This window comes from Pseudonocardia sp. (assembly GCF_050246655.1).
In the GTDB taxonomy this organism is placed as follows: Bacteria; Actinomycetota; Actinomycetes; order Mycobacteriales; family Pseudonocardiaceae; genus Pseudonocardia.
Genome location: NZ_JBFWVQ010000020.1, coordinates 1 through 25,084, shown reverse-complemented (window position 1 = coordinate 25,084; position 25,084 = coordinate 1). Strand labels below are relative to the sequence as shown.

The following is a 25,084-nucleotide window of genomic DNA, read 5'->3' as shown; positions in this document are numbered from 1 at the left end:
GCACCATGGCCGACATCCACGCGCGCCGCCCGGCGCCCGCATTGCGGCCGTACGTCTCGTCGTACTGCGGCTACCGGCTCACCGACGGGCCGCCGTCCACGCACCAGGGCGTCCCGTCGGGGCACCTGACGTTCATCCTGTGCCTGGACGGCGAGGTCGAGCTGTTGCGGATGCCCGATCCGGCCCGCTCGCCCCGCGCGTTCAGCGCGATGGTCGGCGGGCTGCACGACTCGCCCGCCGTCATCGCGCAGGGGCGAGCGGCCACCGGGCTCCAGCTCGCGCTCACCTGGCGCGGCGCCCGGGCGCTCCTGGGGCTGCCCGCCGGGGTGCTGGCGGGGGACGTCGTGGACCTCGGGGCGGTGCTCGGGTCGCGCTCCGCCACGCTGCAGGACCGGCTCGCGTCGGCCCCGGACTGGCCCGCGCGGTTCGCCCTGCTCGACGACGCCCTGCTCGCCCTCGCCACCCGCGGCCGGGGCGAGGCGGGGGTGGCCGCGGAAGTCCGGTACGCCTGGGACCGGCTCGTCGCCACCGGCGGCACCCAGCGCATCGAGCCGCTGGCCCGCGAGATCGGGTGGAGCCGCCGCCATCTCGCGGAGCGGTTCCGCACAGAGATCGGGCTCCCGCCCAAGTCCGCGGCCCGGGTCATCCGCTTCGAGCGGGCATGCGCGCGGCTGCTCACCCCGTCCCGGCCCTCGCTCGCCACGGTCGCTGCAGACGGCGGCTACGCCGACCAGGCCCACCTGGCGCGCGACTTCCGCGAGCTCGCGGGACTCACCGCCACGGGGTGGCTGGCGGAGCGCCCCGGCTGAGGCCCGGCTCGCCGTCGTGCACGTTCCGACCCCGCCTCGCTCCCGCCTGCACCGTGCACCGCTCCCGCCCACTGTGCATCGCTCCGCCTGCACCGTGTGCACGGCCGCAGCGCTGCCGCAGTGGGCCGATCAGCCCTCCGCGTCGTCCTCCGGCTCCGCGCCGCCCCCGCCGCGCATCAGCCAGAGCACGCCCTCCAGCTCGTCCGGCTTGACCAGCACGTCGCGCGCCTTCGACCCCTCGGACGGGCCGACGACGCCGCGCGTCTCCAGCAGGTCCATGAGCCGCCCGGCCTTGGCGAAACCGACGCGCAGCTTGCGCTGCAGCATCGACGTCGACCCGAACTGCGAGGTGACGATGAGCTCCGCGGCCTGGCAGAGCAGCTCCAGGTCGTCGCCGATGTCGGGGTCGATCTCGCGCTGCTCGCCCTGCTTCTGCGCGGTGACGCCCTCGGTGTACTCGGGCTCGGCCTGGTCCTTCGTGAAGGTGACGACGGAGGTGATCTCGTCGTCTCCGACGTAGGCACCCTGCATGCGCACGGGTTTCGAGGCGCCCATCGGCAGGTAGAGCCCGTCGCCCATGCCGATGAGCTTCTCGGCGCCCGGCTGGTCCAGGATGACCCGCGAGTCCGTGAGGGACGAGGTGGCGAACGCCAGCCGGGACGGGACGTTCGTCTTGATCAGGCCGGTGACGACGTCCACCGACGGCCGCTGGGTCGCGAGCACCAGGTGGATGCCGGCCGCCCGGGCCTTCTGGGTGATCCGCACGATCGCGTCCTCGACGTCGCGGGGCGCGGTCATCATGAGGTCCGCGAGCTCGTCGACGATGCAGAGGATGTACGGGTAGGGCCGGTACTCGCGCTCGCTGCCGGGGGGTGCACTGATGTCACCGGATCGCACCCGCTTGTTGAAGTCGTCGACGTGGCGGACCTTGTTGGCCTGCATGTCCTGGTAGCGCTGCTCCATCTCCTCGACGAGCCACGCGAGCGCCGACGCCGCCTTCTTCGGCTGGGTGATGATCGGCGTGATGAGGTGCGGGATGCCCTCGTAGGGAGTGAGCTCGACCATCTTGGGGTCGATGAGGATCATCCGGACCTCGTCCGGCGTGGCGCGCGAGAGCAGCGACACCAGCATGGAGTTCACGAAGCTCGACTTGCCCGAGCCCGTGGAGCCCGCCACCAGCAGGTGCGGCATCTTGGCGAGGTTCGCGCAGAGGAAGTGGCCCTCGATGTCCTTGCCCAGGCCGATGACCAGCGGGTGCTGCTCGCCCCGCGCGCTGCCCGAACGCAGGACATCGCCGAGGCGCACCATCTCGCGGTCCGTGTTCGGCACCTCGATGCCCACCGCGGACTTGCCCGGGATCGGCGCGAGGATCCGGACGTTGTCCGTGGCAACGGCGTAGGCAATGTTGCGGGTGAGCTGGGTGATCTTCTCGACCTTGACGGCGGGGCCGAGCTCGATCTCGTAGCGGGTGACGGTCGGGCCGCGGGTGAAGCCGGTGACCATCGCGTCCACCGCGAACTGCTCCAGCACCCCGGTGATCGACTCGATCATGACGTCGTTGGCCCTGCTGCGCAGCTTCGGCGCCGGCCCGGTGGGCAGCAGGTCCGCAGGCGGGAGCTTGTAGTCCGCCACCTCGCCGTCCGGGCGCTCGGTGGTGAGGCGCAGCTGGCCGTCCTCGCCGGCGTCCGGATCGGGTTGAGGCTCCGCGGGCGGGGTCACCGTGACCGGGGGGGCGGCGCGACCCGGCGGCACGGCGGCGGGCCCGGCCACCGGCACGACGGGCTCGCCGACGCCGCCCGCGACGTCCGCCGATCCGGCCGTGCCGCGCCCGTCGGACGGGCCGTCCGCAGCCCCGGCGCCCGAGGCCTCGGCCGAGGTCCCGGACCCGCGCCGGCCCCGACCCGGACGGCGCAGGCCCGGAGCCGCGGCCTGCCCGTCGCCGTCCGGCGAGCCCTCCCGCACGAGGTCCGCGACGCGGCGACGGCGCGACGCGGGCCCTTCGTCGGTCTCGGACGGCGCAGGTGCCGTACCCATGAGCCGCCGCACCCGCGCGGGGACCTCGCGGACGGGGATGCCGGTCAGCAAGAGGCCGCCGTACGCGCTGACCAGCACGAGCAGCGGGCCGGCCACCCACGTCGTCAGGCCCGTCGAGAGCGGCACAGCGGCGAGGTAGCCGACGATCCCGCCGCCGACACCCCAGCGGTCCGGCTCGCTGGGCAGTCCCGCGGCGATGTGGAGCAACCCGAGCAGCCCCAGGGCGAGCAGGGTGGAGCCGAGCGCGACGCGCGGCCGGGTGTCCGGGCTCGGCTCGGTGAGCAGCAGGGCCAGCCCGGCGGCGGCGAGGAGCACCGGGACGAGCACCGCGCCCACCCCGACGACGACCGCGACACCCGTGGCGAACCCACGCCCGACGGGCCCAGCCGCCTCCCACCAGATCCCGGCGGCGGTGACGAGCGCGAGGGCGAGCATGACGACGCCGAGGCCGTCGCGTCGGTGCGCGGGATCGATGTCGCGGGTGCGGCCCAGGGCCCTCCCGGCGCCGCGCCCGAGGGCGGCGAGGCCGCGGCCGGTGGCGTCGATGCCGCGGTCGATGAGGTCGGGGCCCTGGCGCGCGGCGGGGCGGCGCGCGGGGGTGCGGCGCGTGGACCGACGGGACCCGGTTCCCCGGTTGCCCCTGCCGCGTGCCGTCGTCCGTCCCGCCATGGTCACCACGCTATCCCGGTGACAAGATCGTCCGCCGAAGCGACGCACCCCGGGCCGGGCCCCGTGCGCCCGCACACACCCGGCGGCGCTCGCACACACCCGGCGGCGCTCGCACACACCCGGCGGCGCTCGCACAGACCGCCCACCGTGTGTGCCACCACCCGCGAGTGTGTGCCACCGCTCGCACAGGTGTGCCACCACCCGCGACCGCGCGGCGGCCCCCGCACGTACCGGCGGCGCCCCCGACCACCCGGCGGCGCCCACGACCACCGGGGCCCCCGACCGCCCGGCGGCGCCCGCACATACCCGGCAGCGCTCACACAGACCGCGCACCGTGTGTGCCACCACCCGCGAGTGTGTGCCACCGCTCGCACAGGTGTGCCACCACCCGCGACCACCCGGCGGCCCCCGCACGTACCTGCGGCGCCCACGACCACCCGGCGGCGCAAGCACATACCTGGCGGCGCTCACACACACCCGGCGGCGCTCACACAGACCGCCCACCGTGTGTGCCACCACCCGCGAGTGTGTGCCACCGCTCGCACAGGTGTGCCACCGCTCGCACAGGTGTGCCACCACCCGGCCGACCCGGGTACCCGGGTCCGGGCACCCGGACCCGGGCACCCGGACCCGGCAGGCTCCCCGGCCCCCTCAGCCCGCGACCAGCTCGTATCCGCCCGTCCCCCGGCGCGCGGTCAGCACGACGGCGCCGGCCGCGATCCCCAGGTCGGCGGCGAAGTGGACGAGCACCTCGTCCTGGTAGCGGCCGTCGATCTCCAGGTGCAGCTCCGGGACGGCGAGCGGGTCCGGCACGACGACGATCTCGTACTGCGCGACCGGCGTGCGCCGCAGCTCGTCGCCGATCAGGGTCTTCTGGCCGCTCGCGACCCCGGCGCCGCCCGCGGTGTAGCGCCAGCGCAGGAGGAGATAGTCCGACTCCAGCGGGGTCGGCCGCAGGTCGAACACGAGCAGCGTGCGCCGCAGCACCTGGTTCGGCTCGAACAGGTAGCTCGCACCGGTCGCCGTGACGGGTACGTCGACGTGCTGCACGAAGCCCGGCAGGCCCGTGCCGGGTGCGAAGTCCACGGTGATCGCGACCTGGACGGTCGGCGGGAACGCGCCGCCCTCGTCGGACACCTGCCCGCCGACCACCCCGCCGTCGGGGCCGAGGACGGCGCTGCCGCACTCCCGGTCGCCGTTGGGCGTTCGGTAGGTGCAGGCCACGGTGTAGCGGCTCACCAGCCAGTCCGGGGCGCTGCCCGCCGTGACCTGCACGTCGCGGTAGCGCAGCGGCAGGACTGCCTCGACGACGGCCATCCCGCCCGCTCCCCCGGCGAGCGGCGCGTAGATCCGGCTGCCGTCCGGCGAGACCGCGAGCTCCCCGCTGAGCCCGGGCAGGTCGACGGTGGGCGCGAGCGTGTTCGTCGCCGGGTCGATCTGGGACAGGACGCCCCGGCCGACCGCGTAGACGCGACGCCCGTCGCCGGTGGCCGCGAGGCCGTCCGGGTACCAGTCCGGGACGGGCCCGCCGATGCGGGCCACCTCGGCGTGGGTCTGCCGGTCCAGCACGCGGATCTCCCGGCCCACCTGCAGGAAGGCGTGCGTGGCCGTCGCTGCCATCGCGCCGAACGTGCTCGGGTGGATGTTGATCGACGTCCCGGCCGCACCGGTCGCCCGCGCGACGATCTCGATCTCCGAGGCGATCAGCCCCGCCGAGAAGCTCGTGCTCGTGTAGCTGCTGTAGAAATGGCTCCCGGTCACCCCGACGAGCCCGCCGCCCGTCGCAGGCGCCGGGCGCAGCTCGTCCGTGGCCGGGTCGAGAATGCGCAGGCCGAGGGCGGTGAGGACGTACACGCCCCCGTCCGGAGCCCCGACGACGCCGCCGTATTCCCCCTCGACCGCGATCCGCCGGTACACCGTGTCGGTGCTGCGATCGACCACGACGACCGCCGGGGGCGCGAACCGCTCGTTCCAGTTCCGGCCGGACACGAACAGGTACGCGCGGTTCCCCGACACGACGATCGACCCGGCTCCCCATCCGAGGTCGACGGTGGCGACGACGCCGTGCGTCCCCCGGTCGAGGACCAGCAGCGTCGAACGCAGCTGCGCCGGCTCGGAGTGCACCGCGTACACCCGCCTGCCCGCGACGGCCACCGCCGACACCCAGCCCGCTGCCGTCGTGACCGTGGTGACGAGCCGGTGCGGCACCGGTGCCGGGACGGCCGCGGGCGCCCGCACCGGGCCGACCGCGTCCGCGACGGCGGTCATCACGAGCTCCCGTGCAGCGCCGCCTGCGCCGCGAGGCGCCTGCGGTAGGCCGGCCCGAGCCCGGCGGCCGGCACGGCGAGCGTGTCGAGCCCGACGGTCACGAGGCCGTCCCAGTCGACGGCGAGGGCGTTCTCGCCGAGGGCGATCGAGCCGGTCAGGACGCGGTTGCGCCACTCCCCCGTGAGCCCCTGCAGGGCGAACCGGACGCGGGGCGTGCCCTCGCCGATGTAGTCGTCGGGGTGGTAGGGGAACTCGATGTCGTGGGTCGGGAGGTTGCCGGTCAGCCCGGCCGGGTCCGGAGCGAGCAGGAAGTACCCCGAGACCGGGGGCCGTGCGGGGCCGTCGCCCGGCGGCGGCGTCCACTCCCACTTGAACAGCGCCTTCGAGGTGGCGTCGGTGACGAGCGCCGCCATCACGAAGAACAGCCGGGTGCGCTGCACGAACTGGTCGGGGTGGAACTCGAACACCGCGCCGGTGTCCGACACCGGGTGCGTGCGGTGGAAGACGTAGCCGACGTGCGGCGCGTCGAAGTCGACGGTCAGCGCGACCTGCGCGGACGTCGGGCGGTTCGGCCAGGTGTACTGGATGATCCCCTCGCGCAGGCCACCCTCGCGGCCGTCGACCGCGCCGCACTGCACCATCCGCGGGCCGGTGGTGGTCGTGTAGCTCGCCGCCGCGGCGACCCGCTTCACCAGCGTGCTGTTGCTGATCGACACCTGGAACGGCAGCTTGATGTCGTCCTCCTCGATGAACAGGTGCTTCGCGGCGGAGAAGGCGCCGAGCTGCTGCTCGAAGTTGAACGAGACCTGGTGGATGCCCTCGCTGATCCCGGAGTAGTCGATCCGCCGGTCGAACCGGGCCGAGTCGGAGAGGACGACGTCCTTCATCGCGACGGAGACGCCCCCGAAGAAGCCGCCGGGGGCCGAGGCCTGCGCCGGGCGCGGGTCGGGCGCGATCCACTGCCCCACCTCGGTCCGGACGAAGGTGTCGAAGATCGAGTCGAGCATCCGGCCGAGGTCGACGCCCGCGGGCGGGGTGCCGACGACGTGCACGTCGAGCGCGTCCTGCTGGCGCAGGTCCGCCCGTACCGAGCTGTAGTCCACCGTGCCGTCGACGAGGCCGAAGTAGCTGGCCCGGGCCTTGGCGTTCCAGGAGAAGTAGTCGTAGGCCTTCTTCTTGAAGCCGGTGGCCTGGATCGCGCACTGCGGGACCAGGTACTGGTAGCGGAACGTGAACATGATCGCGACCTGCGGCGGGAACGGCGCGGGTGAGGCGCCGAGCATGGCGGCGAAGTGGTCGGCACCGTCCGGGGTCAGCTCGATGGCGAGCCCGATCGACGAGGATGCGCCGACGTCGATCCCGCGCAGCTGCTGGCCGGGCTTGGCGTAGGTGTCGAGCCCGGAGATGTCCATCTTCCCGGGCGAGAGCCGCAGCGGCTGGAAGCTGAACGCGCCCGATCCCGGCGAGATGTTGTAGAGGGTGCGGATCAGCTGCGTCCAGCGCTCGCGCTCCGCGTCGGTCGGCAGCTCCACGACGAGCTCGACCATGAAGCTGAGGATGCCGCCGACGGTGGTCTTCGAGCCGTCGGGGTTGTTGCGGACCTTCTTCGTCACCAGGAACGCCGGTTCCCCGTCCGGGTTGCGGGCGATGCGCCCCCACCGGGGCGAGTAGAACCAGGTGTCGCGGTTGGTGCCCTTGTAGAGCACGAACGGCATCTGCGCGTCCGTGGCGATCGAGACCGTGCCGTCGACCAGGTTGAAGTTCGTCGCGGGAGCCGCGGCGAGGTCGAGCAGCACGGCGGGGTGGAGCGGATCGGAGATCATCGCGGGCAGCGGCGGTGCCGCGGCGTGCTCCGGGCACGGCGGCACGGACGGGACGGGCACGAGTGCCGTGGGGCCGGCGAGCCGGTCCGGGGACAGGGTCCCCGGACCGGCGGCGGGCCCACGGTGGACGTGCGCGGTGTTCTGCGCGGTGTTCTGCGCGGAGTCGAGCGTCACGGCGGGCTCCAGGGGCCTCTCGCGTGGTCCCCGGTCAGGCCGGGACCGCGTCCTCGACCCGGGCGCGGGTCGCGACCGGGCTGTATCCGACGGGCGGGTAGAGCGAGGCGGCGAAGTCGTAGTCCCAGGAGTCGATGTCGAGCCCGCCCCGGATGGGCTGGCCGTCGTAGGTGATGCTGCCGGGCAGCTGGTAGCACATGATCGAGTCCTGATCGGCGGGCGTGCCGTACAGCGACGCCTCGTCCAGCGGGGTGAGCACCTGGGCGTCCACCATCGCCTGGTCCCAGCCCTGGGTCTGCCAGAAGTACGGGTAGGCGCGCTGCGGGTCGATGCGGGCGACGAGATCGGCGCGCATGTGCTCGTGCGGGAAGCCGAGGGTGTGCCCGGCCTCGTGGCGGACGACCCTGCGGTACTCCGACTCGGGCGTACCCATCGTGAACCCCTCGAGGTTCATCGTCTGCTCGCCGAGGTCGATGAGGCCGATGTCGGTGCCCAGGTAGGAGTAGTAGCCACCGGGGCCGCGGGAGATGCGCACCTCGCCGACGCCGCCGGTCTCGACGAACGACATGCCACAGCGGGCCGACCAGGCGTTGAGGTGCGCGACGATGCGGGCGCGCAGGTCGGCCGGGGTGGTCTCCAGGAAGCTGACGGTGAACTGCCGCGGCGTCGGCCCCCACCAGCGCTGCGTGTCGACCGCGATCGCGAGCGGGACGGGCCCGGCGTTGGCGCTCGCCAGGGCCGCCGGGGACGGCGCGTTGAGTGGGAAGGTCTCGATCGCGTGCCGCGCGGCGCGCGCGGCGAGCCGCGCGGGCAGGCGCTTGACGACGCAGCCGAAGTCGGCCGCAGCCGTCCCGTTGCGTGCCGGGACGCTCTGTGCGGCCGGCGAGGCGCAGGCCGCCCCGGCGATCTCGGCGATCCGCGCCAGCGCGTCGCGGTAGTGGTCATCGGTGCGGGACATCGGGTTCCCCCCTCGTGGTGATGCACTGTCACCTGTCGGAGGGGCCCGGGACCCGCCTGATACACGGACTTCCGCTACGGGGTGAACCACTCCGTCACGAAGGCCGCGCCGCCCGCTCGCACGTGCACCCGCAGCTCCCCCGCCGGGACGGGACGGGCCACGAACCAGCCGATCTCGTCCGCCGCCACCGGCGCGCCGGGCTCGCCGCCGCGCACCTGCACGCGGACGCTGCCGGGGCCGGGCGGGTCCAGCTGCCCGCGCAGACCGTCCGGGCCGACCTCCAGCTCGACGCCGACGGCACCCGCACGCCCGCCGGCGCGGAAGGAGAGGTGCCGGGTGGCGCCGCGCATCCCGGCGGGCTCGGCCACCAGCCGGGCGAGCTCGGCGTCGACCGTGCGCCAGACGAAGGCCGCCCGGCCCGCGGCGAGGAAGCGGGCGGGTACCTCCGCACCCGCGCGCACCGCCTCGCCCAGCTCGGCGAGCAGCGCGTCGTCGTCCGTCCCGCCCGGCCCGCCCCCGCCGCTCACGGTGCGGCCGCGGAGGCGAGGCGGGCCAGCGCGGGGCTGCGCCGCAGCCGGTCCAGGCAGCGCTTGCGGTTGGGGCCGATGGCGCCGACCGGTATGTCCAGCTGCGCGCTGATGTCCTGGTACGGCGGGGGCGGGTCGGTGAACAGCAGCGTGAGCAGCTGCCGGCAGCGTTCCTGGAGCTCGGCGAACGCCGTGCGCAGGGCGTGCCGCCGCTCCTCCGCGAGCAGCGCCTCGTCGACGGCCGGGGCAGGCGGGCCGAGGGTGTCGAGCACGTCCGGGCCGTCGACCGGGACGGTGCGGGCCCGGGCGCCCTGCAGCCGCAGGCACTCCCGCCGGGTGGTGGTCGCAATCCAGCCGGGCAGCGCCGCGGGCTCCCGCAGCCGGGGCAGGTGCTCGACCAGCAGCAGCCACACCCCACCGCCCGCGTCCTCCGCATCGGCCGGGCTCAGCCCGTGGCGGCGGCAGATCCCCCAGACGAGCGCGGCGTAGCGCCGCACGATCGCGTCCCAGGCGTCGCCGTCGCGGGCGCGCGCCACGAGTTCCACCACGGCCGGGTCGTCGCGCACCGGAGCATCATCGCGCCGCGGTGAACCGGCGCGCCACCGTCCCCTCGTCGAGGACGGCCGCCAGCGCCTCGCGGGCGCTGACCTGCCCCGGCACGGTCCGGGCGGCGACGGCCCCGCTCACCACGGCCGCCGCGAACGACGTGCCGCTCCAGCGGGCGAAGCCCGTGAACGCCTGGACGCCGTCGGTGAGCTGCACGTCGCCGTCGAGGTAGGTGGACACCACTCCCGCCCCGGCCGCCGCGCAGGTGATCCACGGCAGGTCGGGGCTCCAGTCGGGGCGGGTGCCGTCCTCGCGGACCGCGCCGACGGCGACGACCGGGGGCAGCGCGCCCGGCCAGATCGCCGAACGCGGGGTGCGGGCCGCGGCGAGGTTCGCGAACAGACCGTGGTTGCCCGCGGCGGCCACCACGAGCACGTCGCGCGGCACCCGCTCGATCGCGCGGCGCACGACCAGCGGCGGGCCGTCCGGGGGCGCGTAGCAGCCGAGGGACAGGTTGAGGACGTCGATCCCGCTGCGCGCGAGCTCCACGATCGCGCGGGCGACCGTCCACGAGTCGCCGCGGCCGTCCGGGCCGTCGAGCGCGCCGCGGTGCTCCACGGTCGCTCCTGGCGCCTGGCGGCGGATCAGGCCGTCGACGAACAGCCCGTGGCCCAGGCGGTGACTGAGGGGGCCCGTCGACGGACCGGGCCGCAGCGGGGTGTCGACGACCCCGACCCGCACCCCCTGCCCGGCGGACCCGGGTCCGGGGATCTCCGGCGGCGCCTCCCCGTCCGCGAGCGGCTGCGGCTCCTCGAAGTCGAACGGCTTGGTGTTGCGCTTCCCGAAGCCGATCACGCCGTCGACGAGGCGGTTCTTGCCGATGGTGGGGACGAACCCGCCGCGCTCGGCGGCGAACGCGTGGCGCACCGCCACGAGCACGTCGTCGAGGTCGAGGGCGTCGCCGTCCTCGTCGACGAGGTCGGTGATCCGGGCGAGATCGAGCAGCTCCTCCCGCTCGACGTTATCCACAGTGATCACAGTGATCCCGGACGCGGCCGTGCCCGTCCGGACGCCGAGCCGCTCGAGCGTGGCCAGGACGGCGGGCAGGTGGCCGAGATCGACGATCAGCTGGTCCGGCACATGCAGCGTTCCGGCGGTGTCCGGCATGTCGATATCCTCCTGGCGCGGTGTCTTCGGTCACAAGCTCGGTCACCACCACGGAGGGACGGGCGCGCGATCTGATGCACCGCGACCGGGGGAACCGTGACCGAGCACGTCAGCGCGCTCGCCGAGGCCGCGATGCGCGCCGTCGACACCGATCCCGAACGCGGCGTGCCGCTCGCCCGCGAGGCGCTCGCCGCGGCCCGCCGGGCCCGGGATCCCGCCGCGGCGTCGGTCGCGGAACGGGCGTGGGGCCACGCCCTGCTGCACTGCGGCACCGTCGGGGACGCGACGCGCCACCTGCGCCGGGCCGTCGCCCACGGCAGGCGGGCCTGCTCGCCGAGGCTGGTCGCCGAAGCGCGGCTCAAGCTGGCGTACGCGGTGCTGCAGGCGGGACGGCCGCGGGCGGCACTGCGCGAGATCGACACTGCGCTCGGTGCGCTCGGCGGGGCGTCCGCCGACCGCTTCCACGGCACCCGCGGGATCGTGCTCTACGACATCGGCCGCTTCGAGGAGGCCCGGGCGGCACTCGGCACCGCGCTGGGCATGATGCGCGCGGCGGAGGACCTGCTCGCGGTACAGCGCGCGCTCATCAACCGGGCGCTGGTGCACAGCGCCCTGCACGACTTCCCCGCCGCCGGGCGCGACCTGCGGGAGGCCGAGGAGCTGGCCCGGCGGCTGGGGCGCGCCCTGACCGTCGGGCTCGTCGCGAGCAACCTGGGCCTGATGGAGACCGCGCGCGGGGACGTCCCCGCCGCGCTCGCCCACTTCGACCGCGCCGAGCAGATCATCGGCGCGCACGGCGCCCAGCTCGGCACCGGCCACCAGTGCCGTTCCGAGCTGCTGCTGTCGGTGGGGCTCGTGGCCGAGGCGCGCGACGCGGCCGCGAAGGCCGTCGACGCGTACCGGCGCGAGGGCCGGGCCCTGAAGGTGCCGGAGGTGCGGCTCGTGCTGTCGCAGGCCGCGCTCCTCGACGGCGACCCGGCCACGGCGCTGGCGCAGGCCCGCGACGCCCGCCGCGAGCTGCGGGGACAGCGGCGCCCCGAGCGTGCGGCGCTCGCCAGGCTGGCGGAGCTGCGAGCGTGGCGGGAGCTGCCCGGCCGGCCGAGGGTCTCGGTGCGCGACCTGGAGGCGCTCGTCGCGACGCTGGACGGCGCGGGCTGGCCCGGTGCCGCCGTCGAGGCGCGGATCGTCGCGAGCAGGCTCGCTCCCCGGCAGGCCGACCGGCTGCTGGTGCAGGCTGCGGCGGCCCGCCGCCGCGGACCGGTCACGCTGCGCGCCCGCGGCTGGTACGCCACCGCGTTGCGACACCGGGCGGCGGGCGCGCGCGGGGCGACCGTGCGTGCCGCCCGCGCCGGTCTGCGGCTGCTCGACGGGTACGGCGCCGCCCTGGGCGCCACCGACCTGCGGGTGCACGCCGCCACCCATCGCCGCGACCTCGTCGAGCTCGGGCTGCGCACCGCGCTGGACGGCGGGCGGGCGTCGGCGGTGTTCGAGTGGGCCGAACGGGGCCGGGCGAGCCGGCTGCGCACCGTCGTCCCACCCGCGGACGCCGAGCTCGCCGGGATGCTCGCCGAGCTGCGGGCCGTGGCCCGCGCGGACTCCGCGCCGGGACGGCAGGCGGCGCTCGAACGCCGCATCCGCGACCACACCCGCCGGGCTCGCGGCGGCGGGGGTGCGGTGGTCGAGCCGGTCCGGCCGCGCGAGCTCGTGCTCGGCGACACGGCCCTGGTCGAGTTCCTGCACCTCGACGGCAAGCTGCTGGCGCTCACGGTCGTCGAGGGTCGCGTCGCGCTGCGGCGTCTCGGACCGCTGGCGACGGTCGACGACCTCGCCGCGCGGATCCCGTTCGCGCTGCACCGGATCGCCCGCACAGCGGGCCCGGACCCGGCCCGCGGCCCGCTGGCGCTGCTGGGCGCTGCGGCCGCCGGCCTCGACGAGCTGCTGCTCGGGCCGTTGCCGGAGGTCGCGGGGCGCCCGCTGGTCGTCGTGCCGACCGGGGCGCTGCACAGCATGGCGTGGTCGGTACTGCCGTCGTGCCGGGGGCGGGAGGTGAGCGTGTGCCCGTCCGCGACGCTGTGGCAGGAGGCCGCGCTGCGGGAGGCCGGGGCAGCGACCGACACCGGCACCGTGACCGGCACCGTGGCTGGCACCGCGACCGACACCGTGACCGGCACCGTGGCCGTCGCCGGGCCGGGGCTGGCCGGTGCCCGCGACGAGGCGGCGGCCGTCGCGGCCCTGCACGCGGGCGCCCTGCTCGCCGGGGACGCGGCCACCGCGCCTGCGGTGCTCGCCGCGCTCGCGGGCGCCGGGCTCGTGCACCTGGCCGCGCACGGGCGCCTGGCCGTCGGCAACGCGCTCTTCTCCGACCTGCTCCTCGCCGACGGGCCGCTGATGGTCCACGACATCGAACGGCTCCCGCGCGTCCCGCGCACCGTGGTGCTCGCGGCCTGCGAGGGCGGGCGCTCGCAGGTGTGCGCGGGCGACGAGCTGCTCGGGCTCGCCGCCGCCTTCCTCGCGCGGGGCTCGGCCCGCCTCGTCGCCCCTGTCGTCGCGGTGCCGGACGCGCGGACCGCACCCGCGATGATCGCGCTGCACCGCCGGCTCGCCGCGGGCGAGGGCCCGGCCGCCGCGCTCGCCGCCGTCCAGGCCGACCCGGGTGGGGACGATCCCCGCGACGCCGCCGCGGCCGCCGGATTCGTCTGCCTCGGCTCCGGGGCCGGGTGAGCCGCGATCACGCGTAGCGGGTCAGCACCACCCAGGTCGTCGTCCGCACGGTCTCGGGCAGGCCCGCGATCAGGTCGAGCACCCGGTCGAGCTCGCCCGCGGTCGGCGCCGACACCCCGACGATGAAGTCGTACTCCCCCGCGACCGTCTCGATCTCCTGCATGCCGGGCAGGCCGCGCAGCCGCCGCACGTACCCGGCGACGTCCGCGGTGCGCACGACGATGCCGACCCGGGCCCGGTGCGCGGCCGCCTCGCCGGGCAGCGCGACGTCGGCCCGGTAGCCGCGGATGATCCCGGCCCGCTCCAGGCGCTGCACCCGGGCGAGCACTGCCGTGCGCGAGAGCCCCACGGCGCGCCCCAGCTCGGTGTGCGTCGCCCGCCCGTCCACGGTGAGGCGGGCGAGCAGGGCGCGGTCCAGGTCGTCGAGCTGACGATCCGCACGTGCCACGCGCCACATCCTGACAGTTCGTCACCGGTGCCGACGCGCACGCCGCTGCGCGCCGACACCGCGCCCGCACACACTCGGATGATGATCGATCCCGCCCGCGTGCCCGACGTCCTGCGCCGCCACCTGCTCGTGGACGGCTTCGACCTGGTGCTCGACCTCGCCGCGAGCCGCGGCTCCTGGCTGGTCGACGCCCGCGACGGCACCCGCTACCTCGACATGTTCAGCTTCTTCGCCTCCGCGCCGCTCGGGCTCAACCATCCGGCGCTCGCCGAGGACCCCGAGTTCCTGGCCCGCCTCCTGCGCACCGCGCTGAACAAGCCGTCCAACTCCGACGTCCCGACCGTCGCGCTCGCCGATTTCGTCGACACGTTCGCCCGGGTGCTCGGCGATCCCGCGCTCCCGCACCTGTTCCTCGTCGAGGGCGGCGCTGCGGCGGTGGAGAACGCGCTCAAGACGGCGTTCGACTGGAAGCGCAGGCACAACGCGCTGCACGGACGGCCACCCGAGCGAGGCACGAAGGTGCTGCACCTGCGTAGGGCGTTCCACGGCCGCAGCGGCTACACGATGTCGCTGACCAACACCGACCCGGCCAAGACCGCCCTGTTCCCGACGTTCGACTGGCCCCGCATCGACTCCCCCGCGATCCGGTTCCCGCTCACCGACCACCTCGCCGAGCTGCGCGCCGCCGAGGAGGCGGCACTGGCGCAGGCGCGGGCCGCGTTCGCCGCGCACCCGCACGACATCGCCTGCTTCATCGCCGAGCCCATCCAGGGCGAAGGCGGGGACCGGCACCTGCGCGCGGAGTTCCTGCTGCAGATGCAGGAGCTCTGCCACGCCCACGACGCGCTGTTCGTCCTCGACGAGGTGCAGACCGGCTGCGGTGCCACCGGCACCCCGTGGGCCTACCAGCAGCTCGGCCTCGCGCCCGACGTCGTCGCGTTCGGCAAGAAGCTGCAGGTCTGCGGGATCATGGCGGGCCGGCGCGTCGACGAGGTCGCCGACAACGTCTTCCGCGTCGCGTCGCGCATCAACTCGACCTGGGGTGGGAACCTGACCGACATCGTCCGCGCCACCCGCTACCTGGAGGTGATCGAGCGTGACGGACTGTGCGAGCGCGCCGCGGCGGTCGGCAAGCGCCTGCTCGACGGGCTGGGCACGATCAGGCAGGTCGACAACGTCCGCGGGCGTGGCCTGATGGTCGCCGTGGACCTCCCGGACCCGGCGCGCCGCGACGCCGTGCTGGCGCGGATGCACCGCGAGGAGCGGGTGCTCGTGCTGGGCTGCGGGGAGCGGTCGATCCGCTTCCGCCCGGCGCTCACCGTCGCGGAGGACGAGTGCGATCTCGCCGTCGCCGCGCTCCAGCGGGCGGTGACGCGATGACCACGATCGGTTCCTTCATCGACGGCAAGTGGGTCTCCGCCGATGCCGACGCCCCCGGCGGGCGGCTCGGCTCGGTGAACCCGGCGACGGGTGAGCCGGTGGCGACGGCCCTGCTCGGCGACGCGGGCACGCTCGTCGAGGCCTGCCGCGCGGCCCGCGACGCCCAGCGCGGCTGGGCCGCCACGCCGGCGCCGGTGCGCGGCCAGGTGGTGGCCCGGATCGGGCGGCTCGTCGAGGCCAACAAGGAAGCACTTGCCGCGTTGGTCGTCAAGGAGATCGGCAAGCCGGTCGCCGAGTCCCGCGGCGAGGTGCAGGAGGTGATCGACACCTGCACGTTCTTCGCGGGCGAGGGCCGCCGCCTCTACGGCCAGACGGTGCCCAGCGAGATGCGGGACAAGCAGCTGTTCACCTTCCGCACGCCCGTCGGCGTGGCCGTGATCGTCACGGCGGGGAACTTCCCGGTGGCGGTGCCCTCGTGGTACCTGGTGCCGGCGCTCCTGTGCGGCAACACCGTGGTGTGGAAGCCCGCGGAGTACACCCCGGCGATCGCGCGCGCGTTCACCGAGCTGTTCCGGCACGCGGGCGTCCCGGACGGGGTGCTGCACACCGTGCTCGCCGACGGCCCGGCCACGTTCGACGGCCTGTCCGCCGCGCTGGGCGCGGGGCTCGTCGACAAGATCGGCTTCACCGGCTCGACGGCCGTCGGCGCGCGCATCGGCGAGCTGGCCGGCCGGCACCTGCAGACCCCGTGCCTGGAGCTGGGCGGGAAGAACCCGCTGGTCGTGATGCCCGACGCGGATCTCGACCTGGCCGTGGAGGGTGCGCTCTTCTCCGGGTTCGGCACCGCGGGCCAGCGCTGCACCTCGCTGGGGACGGCGATCGTGCACGAGTCGGTCCACGACGAGTTCCTGCGCCGGTTCGACGCCGCCGTGCGCGGCGCGGTGATCGGCGACCCCACCCGCGACGATGTGCTGTACGGGCCGATGATCTCCGAGCGGTTCCTGGCGGCGTTCGAGCGCCACCTCGACCTCGTCGAGCCGCACCACCACCTCCACGGCTCGACCGGCACCGGGCGGATCACCGCGGCCAGCCAGCGGGAGGGCTTCGTGGGCGACCTCGCGGGCTGCTACGCCCACCCGACGGTCGTCTCGGGCGTGCGCGCCGGCGACGCGCTCGCGAACACCGAGACGTTCGGTCCGATCGTCGGCGTGGCGTCGTTCGCGACCTTCGACGAGGCGGTCACGCTCGCGAACGGCCCCGGTTACGGGCTCTCGGCGGCGATCTACACCCGCGACCCGGTGCACGCCTTCCGGTTCCGGGAGCGGGTGGGCGCGGGGATGATCAGCGTCAACAACTCGACCTCCGGTGCCGAGGCGCACCTGCCCTTCGGCGGCAACGGCCGCTCCGGCAACGGCTCGCGCCAGTCCGGGATCTGGGTGCTCGACCAGTTCACCCGCTGGCAGGCACTCAACTGGGACTACGCCGGGACCCTCCAGAAGGCGCAGATGGACGTCGCCGATCTACCGGCGGATCTCGGATTCCGGCTCGGATAGCACCTACGCTCGGTCGCATGTCGGTCGTCGACAACGCCATCTACGTGGACGGGCACCGGTTCCGCGAGCCGGAGTCGCTGGACCGTACCGTCGAGACGCTGCGCGAGTGCGGCGCCGACAGCGGCTTCTGCTGGATCGGGCTGCTGCGCCCGGAGGAGCCGGACATCCGGGAGATCGCCGACGAGTTCGGGCTGCACGACCTCTCCGTCGAGGACACGCTGAACGGCCACCAGCGGCCCAAGCTGGAGCGCTACGGCGACACCGTGTTCGCGGTGTTGCGCCCCGCCCGCTACGTGGACGAGCGGGAGTCGATCGAGATCGGCGAGGTGCACCTGTTCCTCGGCCCGGATTTCGTCGTCACCGTCCGCCACGCCGTGGAGCCGGACCTGGCCGGGGTGCGCCAGCGCCTGGAGAAGGACCCGAAGCTGCTCGCCCACGGGCCGTTCGCGGTGTTCTACGCGGTGCTGGACCGGGTCGTCGACGACTACGGGCCCGTCCTGGACGGCCTGCAGGACGACATCGACCAGATCGAGTCCCAGGTGTGGGGCGGGGACCCGGCGGTGTCGCGGCGCATCTACCACCTCTCCCGCGAGGTGATCGAGTTCCAGCGGGCGGTCGAGCCGCTGAACGAGATCTTCGACGAGATGCGGGAGCGGTTCGGCAAGCAGAGCAGCACGCCGGACCTCGAACTGCGCCGCCTCATGCGCGACGTCCGCGACCACGCCACCCGGGTGCGCGAGCGGGCGCAAGGGCTGCGGGCCCTGCTGGAGAACATCCTCACCGTCAACTCGACGCTGGTCGCGCAGCGGCAGAACGAGGAGATGGCACGCCTGACCGAGGCGGGCTTCCAGCAGAACGAGCAGGTGAAGCGGATCTCGGCGTGGGCGGCGATCGCCTTCGCGCCGACGCTCGTCGCCGGGATCTACGGCATGAACTTCGACCTCATGCCCGAGCTGCACTGGGCGCTGGGCTACCCGTTCGCGCTGGCGCTGATGCTGCTCTCCGCGGTGGGCCTGTATCTGCTGTTCAAGCGCAACAGCTGGCTCTAGCCGATCCGAGCCGCCCGCGCGTGTGCCGTCGAGAACGACGTTACGCTGATCAACTCGGCTAGTTGATCAGCCCAATGTCGTTCTCGACGGTACCCGCGGGCGGGGCTGGCAGCGCGGGCAGGAGTACGACGACCGGTTCATGAACGCCTCGCGACGCACCGGGGTGCCGCAGCGCGGGCACGGCCGCTCGGCCTGCCCGTAGACCGCGAGCGAGCGGTCGAAGTAGCCGGAGGCGCCGTTCACGTTGACGTAGAGCGCGTCGAAGCTCGTGCCGCCGGCGGCGAGTGCCGCGTCCATCACCTCAGCCGCGGCGGTGAGGACCGTGCGCCCCTGGGCGCGGGTGAGGCGTTCGGTGGGCCGGGCACCGTGCAGCCTCGCCCGCCAGAGGGCCTCGTCGGCGTAGATGTTGCCGATGCCGGAGACGACCGTCTGGTCCAGGAGAGCGCGCTTGATCTCGGTGCGGCGCCCGCGGATGCCGGCGACGGCGGCGTCCAGGTCGAACGCGGGGTCCATGGGGTCGCGGGCGATGTGGGCGATCGGCTCGGGCAGGAGCTCGACCCCGGGGGTCTCGGGCGCGAGGGGATGCACCGACAGCCCGCCGAAGGTGCGCTGGTCGACGAAGCGCAGCTCGAGGCCGCCGTCGGTGAACCGGAAGCGCACCCGCAGGTGCTTCTCCGCCGCCCGCCCCGGGTCCGCGACGAGCATCTGCCCGCTCATCCCGAGATGGGCGAGGACGGCGTCGGCGCCGGGTGCGGGATCGTCCAGCTCGAGCCAGAGGTACTTGCCGCGGCGGCGCGCGGCGGTGATCGTGCGTCCGGCGAGCCGGGCGGTGAAGTCCGCGGATCCGGCCGGATGGCGGCGGACGGCGCGGGGATGCGTGACCGTGACGGACGCGATGGCGCGCCCGACGACGTGCTCGGCGAGGCCGCGGCGGACGACCTCGACCTCGGGCAGCTCGGGCATCGGACGCTCAGACGGAGGTGGCGGCGGAGCCGCCCTCGGCGGGCGTGCCCTCCGGGTCGCCGACCGTTCCGGACACCGCGCCGTCGGGCGCGTCCTCGACCGCGCCCTGCGGGCCGTCGGCCGCCTCGCCCGCCTGGACGTCGACGCGAACGTTCGCCGTCCCGTTCGCCGTGCCGTTCGCCTCAGCGGTGAGGGTGCGCCACGCGATCTCGGCGGCCTTCTGCTCGGCCTCCTTCTTGGTGCGCCCGTCGCCCGATCCCAGCTCCCGGCCGCCGACGACGGCGGTGGCGGTGAAGGTCTTGAGGTGGTCCGGCCCGTCCTCGGCGATGCGGTACTCGGGCACCCCCAGCTCCTGGGCCGCGGTGAGCTCCTGGAGGCTGGTCTTCCAGTCCAGGCCCGCGCCGAGCAGGGGGGCGTTGCGCAGCAGCGTGGCGAAGTGCCGGTGGATCACCGCGCGGGCCGTCTCCAGCCCGTGCTCGAGATAGATCGCGCCGATCAGGGCCTCGGTGGCGTCCGCGAGGATGCTCGTCTTGGTGCGGCCGCCGGTGAGCTCCTCGCCGCGTCCCAGGTAGAGATAGGCGCCCAGCCCCGACGACGAGAGCGACGCCGCCACCCCGGCGAGCGCGTGCATGTTGACGACGCTCGCGCGCAGCTTCGCGAGCTGGCCCTCCGGCAGCTCCGGGTGGTCGCGGTAGAGCCGCTCGGTGACGACGATGGACAGCACGGAGTCGCCCAGGAACTCGAGGCGCTCGTTCGTGGGCAGGCCGCCGTGCTCGTAGGCGTAGGACCGGTGGGTGAGGGCAAGGACCAGCAGCTCGTCGTCGAGGTCGACGCCGAGCGCGACGAGGAGCGGGGCGCGGTCCGTGACCGCGCCCCGGCGGCCGCGTCCTGCCTGGCCGTCCCGGGCCACGCCTGGGATCAGGCCGGGGTGACGACCGGCCGGCCGTCGTAGAGACCGCACTCCGGGCAGGCGTGGTGCGGCGGCTTCATGGCCTTACAGGCGCGGTTGGAGCAGGCGACGAGCGTCGGCACGGCGGCCTTCCACTGCGCCCGTCGCGAGCGCGTGTTGGAGCGCGACATACGGCGCTTGGGAACGGCCACGGCATTTCTCCTTGCGGTGCAGAGCTGGTGTCAGTCGGCGGACGGTGTCGCCTCGCCGAAGGTGCGACCGCGCAGCGCGGCCCATCGAGGATCCAGTGTCTCATGCCCGTGGTCGGGCGCGAGGTCGGCCCGGCGCTCGCCGCAGTCCGGGCAGAGCCCGGCGCAGTCCGGGGCGCACAGCGGGGACAGCGGCAGCCCCAGGACGACGGCGTCACGCACCACCTGCTCGACGTCGACCTGCTCGTCCACCACGCGCGGCAGCTCGTCGGCGTCCGTCGTCTCGTCGGTGACGCTGTCGGGGTAGGCGAAGAGCTCGCCCAGCTCGACGTCCACGGCGTCGGTGACCGTGTCGAGGCAGCGGGCGCACTCACCGGCCAGGGGCGCCTGCACGCTGCCGGAGACGTAGACGCCCTCCGACACCGACTCCAGCCGCACCTCCAGCTCGACGGGAGCACCCGCGGGCACGCCGATCACGTCGATACCCAGCGGCGGATCGGCCGGGGCGGGGACGGTGCGGTGGTAGCTGCGCATGGCCCCGGCCCGCCGGCCCAGCTCGCGCGTGCTGAACACCCATCCAGAACTCACCGGACCAGGGTAGGCCGTTCAGGCGGGCGCATGCCCGAGGGCCGGTGCGGCCGGGGCGGGCGGGCCGACCGCGCCCGGCGGTGCACCGCCCCCCTCGCCGAAGCGGTCCGCGACGAGCGCGGCGAGCTCCAGGAACGCGTCGAGCGTCGCGCCGCGCAGCCGGGCGAGCTCGACCCGGCCGCCGGTGGCGAGGTGCGGGTCCTGGGGCACCTCGACGACGGCCCGGCAACGGGCGGCGAAGTGCCCACGGATCCGCTCGCGGTCCACCTCGGCGCTGCCGCGGTCGCAGGACAGCACCACGATCGCGGCCGCGGCGAGATCGGCGTGCCCGTGCGCGGCGAGCCAGTCCAGCGTCTTGCTCGCCCGGCTCGCCCCGTCCACCGTCGGCGCGCCGACGACGATGACGGAGTCGGCCAGCGCGAGGGTGCCCTCCATCGCCGAGTGCACGAGCCCGGTCCCGGAGTCGGTGACCACGAGGTCGAAGTACCGGGCCAGGACGCCGATGACCCGCTCGTACTCGTCGCGGTGGAACGCCGCGCCCGACGCCGGGTCCTGCTCGGAGGCCAGCACCTGCAGGCGCCCGGCGAGGCTCGTGTAGCGCGACACGTCCGCCCAGGAGCGGACGTGGTCGAGATCGTGGAGCAGCTCCCGGACGGTGACGGTGCACTCACCGGTGAGCCGGTCCGCGAGCGTGCCCGCGTCCGGGTTGGCGTCCACGACGATCGCGCGGTCGCCGCGGTTCTCGGCCAGCACGAGGCCGAGGCAGGTGGCGACGGTGGTCTTGCCGACGCCGCCCTTCATGGAGGTGACGGCGATGCGGTGGGAGCCGGCGAGCGGGCGCCGGACCCGGTGCAGCAGCTCGCGGCGGGCGAGCTCGGCCTCCCCGGGACCCGGGTTGACCAGGCCCCCGGTGGCGGTGAGCAGGGCCCGGCGCCAGCCGCCGGTGGGCAGCTCGTTGCGCGGGCGGAGGATCGCCTCCTCGCTGAGCTCGGGGAGGATGTCGGACGCCGGGGGGCGCGGTGCGGACGGTGGTCGCTGCGGGGCGGGCGCGATCGGCGGATCCGCCGGGGAGGCGTGGCGCAGTTCGAGCCGGTGCCCGTAGCGGTCCCACCAGCCGTCGGTCTCCGGATCACGCGCCATCGACGCAGCGTAGCGCGTCGATCACCGTCCGACGTGGAGCGCAGTGTCAGTCGATCAGGGTCAGTCGATCAGGTCCATCCCCGTGCCCGTGCGGCCCGTCCCGGTGGGGATCCGCCCGTTCGCCGCACCCGGCGTGCGGCGCAGCGTCGTCCGGCCGCGGCCGACCGTGCGCAGCGCCTGGGTGAGCGCGTCCTCGAACTGGGCGAGACGCGAGTCCACGTAGGCGTCGCACTCCTCGCGCAGCCGCGCGGACTCGGCCTCCGCGTCGTCCACGATCCGCGTCGCCTCCGCGCGGGCGGCGCGCACGACCTCGGCCTGCGACACGAGCCGGGCCTGCTCGCTGCGGCCGTCGGCCACGAAGCGCTCCTGCGCGGCCTGACCCGCCGCGGCGACGCGGTCCGCCTCGTCCCGGGCGGCGTCGGCGAGGTCCTCCGCGGCGCGGCGGGCCTCGGCGACGATCCGCTCGGCCTCGTGGCGCGTGTGCGCGAGCGTCTCCTCCGCCGCCGCCCGCGCCCGCCCGGTCAGCTCGTCGGCCTCGGTGCGGGCGTCCGAGCGGACCCGGTCCGCCTCCTGCTCGGCGTCGCCGAGGATCTGGTCGCGGCGGTCCAGGACGTCCTGGGCGTCGTCGACCTCGGCGGGCAGCGCCTCGCGGACGTCGTCGAGCAGCTCGAGGACGTCGCCGCGCGGCACCGCACACAGCGCCGTCATGGGCAGGCCGCGAGCCTCCTCGACGACCGTGACCAGCGCGTCCAGCGACTCGAAGACCCGGTACACGCGGCGCATCCTCCCATCGGACGCCGCCCGGACGGGCCATTGACAGCGCACCCGGCGTGTCCTGGGGCTCCTCAGGCGCGCTCGGCGATCCGGGCGAGCAGCTGCGCGTGCACCTGCGGGGGCAGCAGGTGCGCGACGTCGCCCCCGTAGGTGGCGACCTCCTTGACCAGGGAGCTGGAGACGAAGCTGTACTCGGGGCTGGTGGACATGAACAGCGTGTCCACCCCGGAGAGGCGCTGGTTCATCTGCGCCATCTGCAGCTCGTAGTCGAAGTCCGTGACCGCGCGCAGGCCCTTGACGATCGCGCGGATGTCGTGCTCGCGGCAGTAGTCGACGAGCAGGCCGTGGAACGACCCGATCGTCACGTTGGGATACCCCGCCGTGACGTCGACGAGCATCGCGATCCGCTCCTCGACGGTGAACAGGCTCCGCTTGTTCTTGTTCACCAGCACCGCGACGACGACCTCGTCGAACAGGGCCGCCGCCCGGACGACGATGTCGAGGTGCCCGTTGGTCACCGGGTCGAACGATCCGGGGCAGACGGCGCGCCGCATGCGCGGACCGTAACAGCTCCGCGGGCCGGCACCCCCGCGAACCGACGAGCATCACGTTCCCATGATCCGCATCCGCGGTGGGAAGCGGTCACCGATGTCCGCCGGGTACCGCAACCGCGGATCATCAACGGATCAACAGCGGATCATCAACGGTGGGCCACGTGCAGCACCGTGTCGCCGTAGCGACGTTCCCGGACGGGCGCGAACCCCTCCGGCCAGGGGAATCGGCCCGACCGCGCCCCCCGCTCGACGACCACGACGGCGTCGGGGGCGAGCCAGCCGTGCGCGGCGGCGTCGACGAGCCAGCGGGCGATCTCGGCGTCCGGGACGTCGTAGGGCGGGTCGACGAGCATCACATCGTGGACGGCGGGCGCCGGGCGCGCGAGGACGGTGGCGGCCGCCGCGACGTGCACCTCCACGGCGGGCAGCCCGAGATCGGCGCTGAGCGCGGCGACGTTGCGGCGCAGGACGGTCGCCGTCCGCCGGTCCGACTCGACGAACGTCGCCCGCGTCGCCCCCCGCGAGAGCGCCTCCAGGCCGAGGGCACCGGAGCCAGCGCAGAGGTCGAGGACGCAGGCGCCGTCGAGGCCGGGATCGACGTCCAGCGCGCTGAACAGGGCCTCCCGTACGCGGTCGGACGTCGGGCGGGTGCCCCGCGGGGGCACGGCGATCCGGCGCCCGCCCGCGGTCCCGGCGATGATCCGCGTCACCGGGCGAGTGTTGACCGACCCCACCCCGAGCTGATACTCAGGTATATGCCTAAGTTTTCGGCGCTCGCGGACCCGGGAGGTCTGAGCGGGGTGTTCCACGCCCTCGCCGATCCCACCCGTCGCCGCGTCGTCGAGCACCTGGGCCTCGGCCCGGCGTCCACCAGCGAGCTGGCGCGCCCGTTCGACATGGCGCTGGCCTCGTTCACACAGCACCTGGGGGTGCTCGAACGTGTGGGCCTCGTCACGTCCGAGAAGCGCGGGCGCGTGCGGACCTACCGGCTCGCCCCGCAGCCGCTGGAGGAGGCGGGCGCCTGGCTCGAACGCCAGCGGTCGGAATGGACCCGGCGTCTGGACCAGCTCGACGCCCTCCTGCGCGACCTGGGCCGCTCCGGTCACGACACCGACACCGAACCCGACACCGAGGAGCACCGATGACCACGGCGATGGCCACAGCCACCCCCAACCCCGACCTCGACCTCGTGCTGGAGCGCACCGTCGACGTCGCACCCGAACTGGTCTGGCGGGCCTGGACCACCCCGGACCTGCTCGTCCAGTGGTTCACCCCGAAGCCGTGGTCGACCGTCTCGGTCGAGCTCGACCTGCGGCCCGGCGGCGCGTTCAACTCGGTCATGCGCTCCCCGGAGGGCCAGGAGTTCCCCAACGCCGGCTGCGTCCTGCACGTCGAGGAGGGTCGCCGGCTGGTCTTCACCTCCGGCCTCGGGCCGGGCTTCCGCCCCGCGCAGGCGGAGGAGGGTGGCTTCCCGTTCACCGCCGTGGTCGACATCGCCCCCGACGGCGACGGCACCCGCTACACCGCGACGGCGCTGCACGCCGATCCCGCGGCGCGCAAGACCCACGAGGGGATGGGCTTCCACGAGGGGTGGGGCGCCGCGCTGGACCAGCTCGTGGCGCTCGCGAAGACGCTCTGACCCGGGGCGACACGGACGCCTCCCTGCTCGCCCTCGCCGGGCGGTTCGTCACGTTCGACAGGTGGCGCGGGTCCGCTAGTGTCCTGAGTCGTTAATTCGGGCGCAGTATCGGGCGATGCTGTCGAGGATCTCGTTGGCAGTCTTGGTCCAGACGTAGGGCCGCGGGTTGTCGTTCCAGGTCGTGATCCAGTCGCGGATGTCG

At 74.6% G+C, this 25,084-nt stretch carries 22 protein-coding genes and 2 pseudogenes; 7 read left to right on the top strand and 17 right to left on the bottom strand.

Annotation, left to right across the window (positions count from 1 at the left end):
- The first annotated feature begins 5 nt into the window (after positions 1-5).
- Positions 6-809, top strand: a complete 804-nt coding sequence (locus tag AB7J25_RS09670) for a helix-turn-helix domain-containing protein (RefSeq protein WP_428507302.1) — start codon at positions 6-8, stop codon at positions 807-809.
- 129 nt (positions 810-938) lie between these two features.
- Here AB7J25_RS09670 and AB7J25_RS09665 read toward each other — a convergent pair whose 3' ends face one another.
- From AB7J25_RS09665 to AB7J25_RS09635, 7 genes are all read right to left on the bottom strand, one after another.
- The gene (locus AB7J25_RS09665) at positions 939-3,512 is read right to left on the bottom strand and encodes a DNA translocase FtsK (RefSeq protein WP_428507300.1); all 2,574 of its coding nucleotides are present in this window, start codon (positions 3,510-3,512) and stop codon (positions 939-941) included.
- A gap of 651 nt (positions 3,513-4,163) precedes the next feature.
- Complete coding sequence (locus AB7J25_RS09660; protein WP_428507299.1) at positions 4,164-5,780, bottom strand: YncE family protein; 1,617 nt, start codon at positions 5,778-5,780, stop codon at positions 4,164-4,166.
- Positions 5,780-7,777 (bottom strand): hypothetical protein, encoded by a 1,998-nt coding sequence (locus AB7J25_RS09655; RefSeq protein WP_428507297.1) that lies wholly within the window; start codon positions 7,775-7,777, stop codon positions 5,780-5,782. Before AB7J25_RS09655 ends, AB7J25_RS09660 begins: the two co-directional genes overlap by 1 nt.
- A 34-nt stretch (positions 7,778-7,811) precedes the next feature.
- Entirely contained in the window at positions 7,812-8,735 is a 924-nt protein-coding gene (locus AB7J25_RS09650) for a M12 family metallopeptidase (protein ID WP_428507295.1), read from the bottom strand.
- 74 nt (positions 8,736-8,809) lie between these two features.
- Positions 8,810-9,262 carry a hypothetical protein gene (locus AB7J25_RS09645; protein WP_428507293.1) on the bottom strand — a complete coding sequence of 151 codons (453 nt, stop codon included), beginning with the start codon at positions 9,260-9,262 and terminating at the stop codon, positions 8,810-8,812.
- The gene (locus AB7J25_RS09640; RefSeq protein ID WP_428507291.1) at positions 9,259-9,828 is read right to left on the bottom strand and encodes an RNA polymerase sigma factor; all 570 of its coding nucleotides are present in this window, start codon (positions 9,826-9,828) and stop codon (positions 9,259-9,261) included. The genes AB7J25_RS09645 and AB7J25_RS09640 overlap by 4 nt, the downstream gene beginning before the upstream one ends.
- Positions 9,829-9,835: 7 nt before the next feature.
- Entirely contained in the window at positions 9,836-10,975 is a 1,140-nt protein-coding gene (locus AB7J25_RS09635) for a S8 family peptidase (RefSeq protein WP_428507289.1), read from the bottom strand.
- A gap of 96 nt (positions 10,976-11,071) precedes the next feature.
- Here AB7J25_RS09635 and AB7J25_RS09630 point away from each other — a divergent pair, with 96 nt between their 5' ends.
- On the top strand, positions 11,072-13,696 hold the full coding sequence (locus AB7J25_RS09630; RefSeq protein ID WP_428507287.1) for a CHAT domain-containing protein: 2,625 nt from the start codon (positions 11,072-11,074) through the stop codon (positions 13,694-13,696).
- A 7-nt stretch (positions 13,697-13,703) separates the two neighbouring features.
- Here AB7J25_RS09630 and AB7J25_RS09625 read toward each other — a convergent pair whose 3' ends face one another.
- Complete coding sequence (locus AB7J25_RS09625; RefSeq protein ID WP_428507285.1) at positions 13,704-14,144, bottom strand: Lrp/AsnC family transcriptional regulator; 441 nt, start codon at positions 14,142-14,144, stop codon at positions 13,704-13,706.
- Between the two features lie 81 nt (positions 14,145-14,225).
- Between AB7J25_RS09625 and lat the strand changes: the two genes are divergently transcribed.
- Genes lat through AB7J25_RS09610 form a run of 3 tightly spaced genes read left to right on the top strand, consistent with a single transcriptional unit; the run spans position 14,226 to position 18,126 of the window.
- Complete coding sequence (lat, locus tag AB7J25_RS09620) at positions 14,226-15,524, top strand: L-lysine 6-transaminase (protein WP_428507283.1); 1,299 nt, start codon at positions 14,226-14,228, stop codon at positions 15,522-15,524.
- The gene (locus tag AB7J25_RS09615) at positions 15,521-17,077 is read left to right on the top strand and encodes an aldehyde dehydrogenase family protein (protein WP_428507281.1); all 1,557 of its coding nucleotides are present in this window, start codon (positions 15,521-15,523) and stop codon (positions 17,075-17,077) included. Before lat ends, AB7J25_RS09615 begins: the two co-directional genes overlap by 4 nt.
- A gap of 17 nt (positions 17,078-17,094) precedes the next feature.
- On the top strand, positions 17,095-18,126 hold the full coding sequence (locus AB7J25_RS09610; protein ID WP_428507279.1) for a magnesium and cobalt transport protein CorA: 1,032 nt from the start codon (positions 17,095-17,097) through the stop codon (positions 18,124-18,126).
- A 66-nt stretch (positions 18,127-18,192) separates the two neighbouring features.
- On the opposite strand, the gene mutM is transcribed toward AB7J25_RS09610, so the two are convergent.
- From mutM to rsmD, 8 genes and pseudogenes are all read right to left on the bottom strand, one after another.
- Positions 18,193-19,089, bottom strand: a complete 897-nt coding sequence (mutM, locus tag AB7J25_RS09605) for a bifunctional DNA-formamidopyrimidine glycosylase/DNA-(apurinic or apyrimidinic site) lyase (protein ID WP_428507277.1) — start codon at positions 19,087-19,089, stop codon at positions 18,193-18,195.
- Positions 19,090-19,228: 139 nt separating this feature from the next.
- A pseudogene (gene rnc / locus AB7J25_RS09600) lies at positions 19,229-19,999 on the bottom strand (ribonuclease III); the annotation flags it as partial.
- An 8-nt stretch (positions 20,000-20,007) separates the two neighbouring features.
- Positions 20,008-20,190, bottom strand: coding sequence for a 50S ribosomal protein L32 (rpmF, locus tag AB7J25_RS09595; RefSeq protein WP_428507275.1), 183 nt, complete (start codon positions 20,188-20,190; stop codon positions 20,008-20,010).
- A 30-nt stretch (positions 20,191-20,220) separates the two neighbouring features.
- A complete protein-coding gene (locus AB7J25_RS09590; RefSeq protein ID WP_428507384.1) occupies positions 20,221-20,721 on the bottom strand; it encodes a YceD family protein in 501 nt (166 codons plus the stop codon).
- Positions 20,722-20,793: 72 nt separating this feature from the next.
- Positions 20,794-21,915, bottom strand: coding sequence for a MinD/ParA family ATP-binding protein (locus AB7J25_RS09585; RefSeq protein WP_428507273.1), 1,122 nt, complete (start codon positions 21,913-21,915; stop codon positions 20,794-20,796).
- A 60-nt stretch (positions 21,916-21,975) separates the two neighbouring features.
- A complete protein-coding gene (locus tag AB7J25_RS09580) occupies positions 21,976-22,689 on the bottom strand; it encodes a DivIVA domain-containing protein (protein ID WP_428507271.1) in 714 nt (237 codons plus the stop codon).
- A 71-nt stretch (positions 22,690-22,760) separates the two neighbouring features.
- The gene (gene coaD / locus AB7J25_RS09575) at positions 22,761-23,243 is read right to left on the bottom strand and encodes a pantetheine-phosphate adenylyltransferase (protein WP_428507269.1); all 483 of its coding nucleotides are present in this window, start codon (positions 23,241-23,243) and stop codon (positions 22,761-22,763) included.
- A 146-nt stretch (positions 23,244-23,389) separates the two neighbouring features.
- Entirely contained in the window at positions 23,390-23,953 is a 564-nt protein-coding gene (gene rsmD, locus AB7J25_RS09570) for a 16S rRNA (guanine(966)-N(2))-methyltransferase RsmD (RefSeq protein WP_428507267.1), read from the bottom strand.
- 45 nt (positions 23,954-23,998) lie between these two features.
- On the opposite strand from rsmD, the gene AB7J25_RS09565 reads away from it, so the two are divergent.
- Both AB7J25_RS09565 and AB7J25_RS09560 read left to right on the top strand, forming a co-directional pair.
- The gene (locus tag AB7J25_RS09565; RefSeq protein ID WP_428507265.1) at positions 23,999-24,388 is read left to right on the top strand and encodes an ArsR/SmtB family transcription factor; all 390 of its coding nucleotides are present in this window, start codon (positions 23,999-24,001) and stop codon (positions 24,386-24,388) included.
- Positions 24,385-24,882, top strand: coding sequence for an SRPBCC family protein (locus tag AB7J25_RS09560; protein ID WP_428507263.1), 498 nt, complete (start codon positions 24,385-24,387; stop codon positions 24,880-24,882). The genes AB7J25_RS09565 and AB7J25_RS09560 overlap by 4 nt, the downstream gene beginning before the upstream one ends.
- Before the next feature lie 75 nt (positions 24,883-24,957).
- On the opposite strand, the pseudogene AB7J25_RS09555 reads toward AB7J25_RS09560, so the two are convergent.
- Positions 24,958-25,084 (bottom strand): annotated as a pseudogene (locus AB7J25_RS09555) (IS630 family transposase); the annotation flags it as partial.

Bases quoted from the DNA above. Each gene is read 5' to 3' on its own strand.
- AB7J25_RS09615 (WP_428507281.1), top strand. From the start codon at position 15,521: ATGACCACGATCGGTTCCTTCATCGACGGCAAGTGGGTCTCCGCCGAT.
- lat (WP_428507283.1), top strand. From the start codon at position 14,226: ATGATCGATCCCGCCCGCGTGCCCGACGTCCTGCGCCGCCACCTGCTC.
- AB7J25_RS09610 (WP_428507279.1), top strand. From the start codon at position 17,095: ATGTCGGTCGTCGACAACGCCATCTACGTGGACGGGCACCGGTTCCGC.
- AB7J25_RS09635 (WP_428507289.1), bottom strand. From the start codon at position 10,975: ATGCCGGACACCGCCGGAACGCTGCATGTGCCGGACCAGCTGATCGTC.
- AB7J25_RS09670 (WP_428507302.1), top strand. From the start codon at position 6: ATGGCCGACATCCACGCGCGCCGCCCGGCGCCCGCATTGCGGCCGTAC.
- AB7J25_RS09590 (WP_428507384.1), bottom strand. From the start codon at position 20,721: ATGCGCAGCTACCACCGCACCGTCCCCGCCCCGGCCGATCCGCCGCTG.
- AB7J25_RS09585 (WP_428507273.1), bottom strand. From the start codon at position 21,915: ATGGCGCGTGATCCGGAGACCGACGGCTGGTGGGACCGCTACGGGCAC.
- AB7J25_RS09650 (WP_428507295.1), bottom strand. From the start codon at position 8,735: ATGTCCCGCACCGATGACCACTACCGCGACGCGCTGGCGCGGATCGCC.
- AB7J25_RS09560 (WP_428507263.1), top strand. From the start codon at position 24,385: ATGACCACGGCGATGGCCACAGCCACCCCCAACCCCGACCTCGACCTC.
- coaD (WP_428507269.1), bottom strand. From the start codon at position 23,243: ATGCGGCGCGCCGTCTGCCCCGGATCGTTCGACCCGGTGACCAACGGG.
- AB7J25_RS09665 (WP_428507300.1), bottom strand. From the start codon at position 3,512: ATGGCGGGACGGACGACGGCACGCGGCAGGGGCAACCGGGGAACCGGG.
- AB7J25_RS09660 (WP_428507299.1), bottom strand. From the start codon at position 5,780: ATGACCGCCGTCGCGGACGCGGTCGGCCCGGTGCGGGCGCCCGCGGCC.
- mutM (WP_428507277.1), bottom strand. From the start codon at position 19,089: ATGCCCGAGCTGCCCGAGGTCGAGGTCGTCCGCCGCGGCCTCGCCGAG.
- AB7J25_RS09565 (WP_428507265.1), top strand. From the start codon at position 23,999: ATGCCTAAGTTTTCGGCGCTCGCGGACCCGGGAGGTCTGAGCGGGGTG.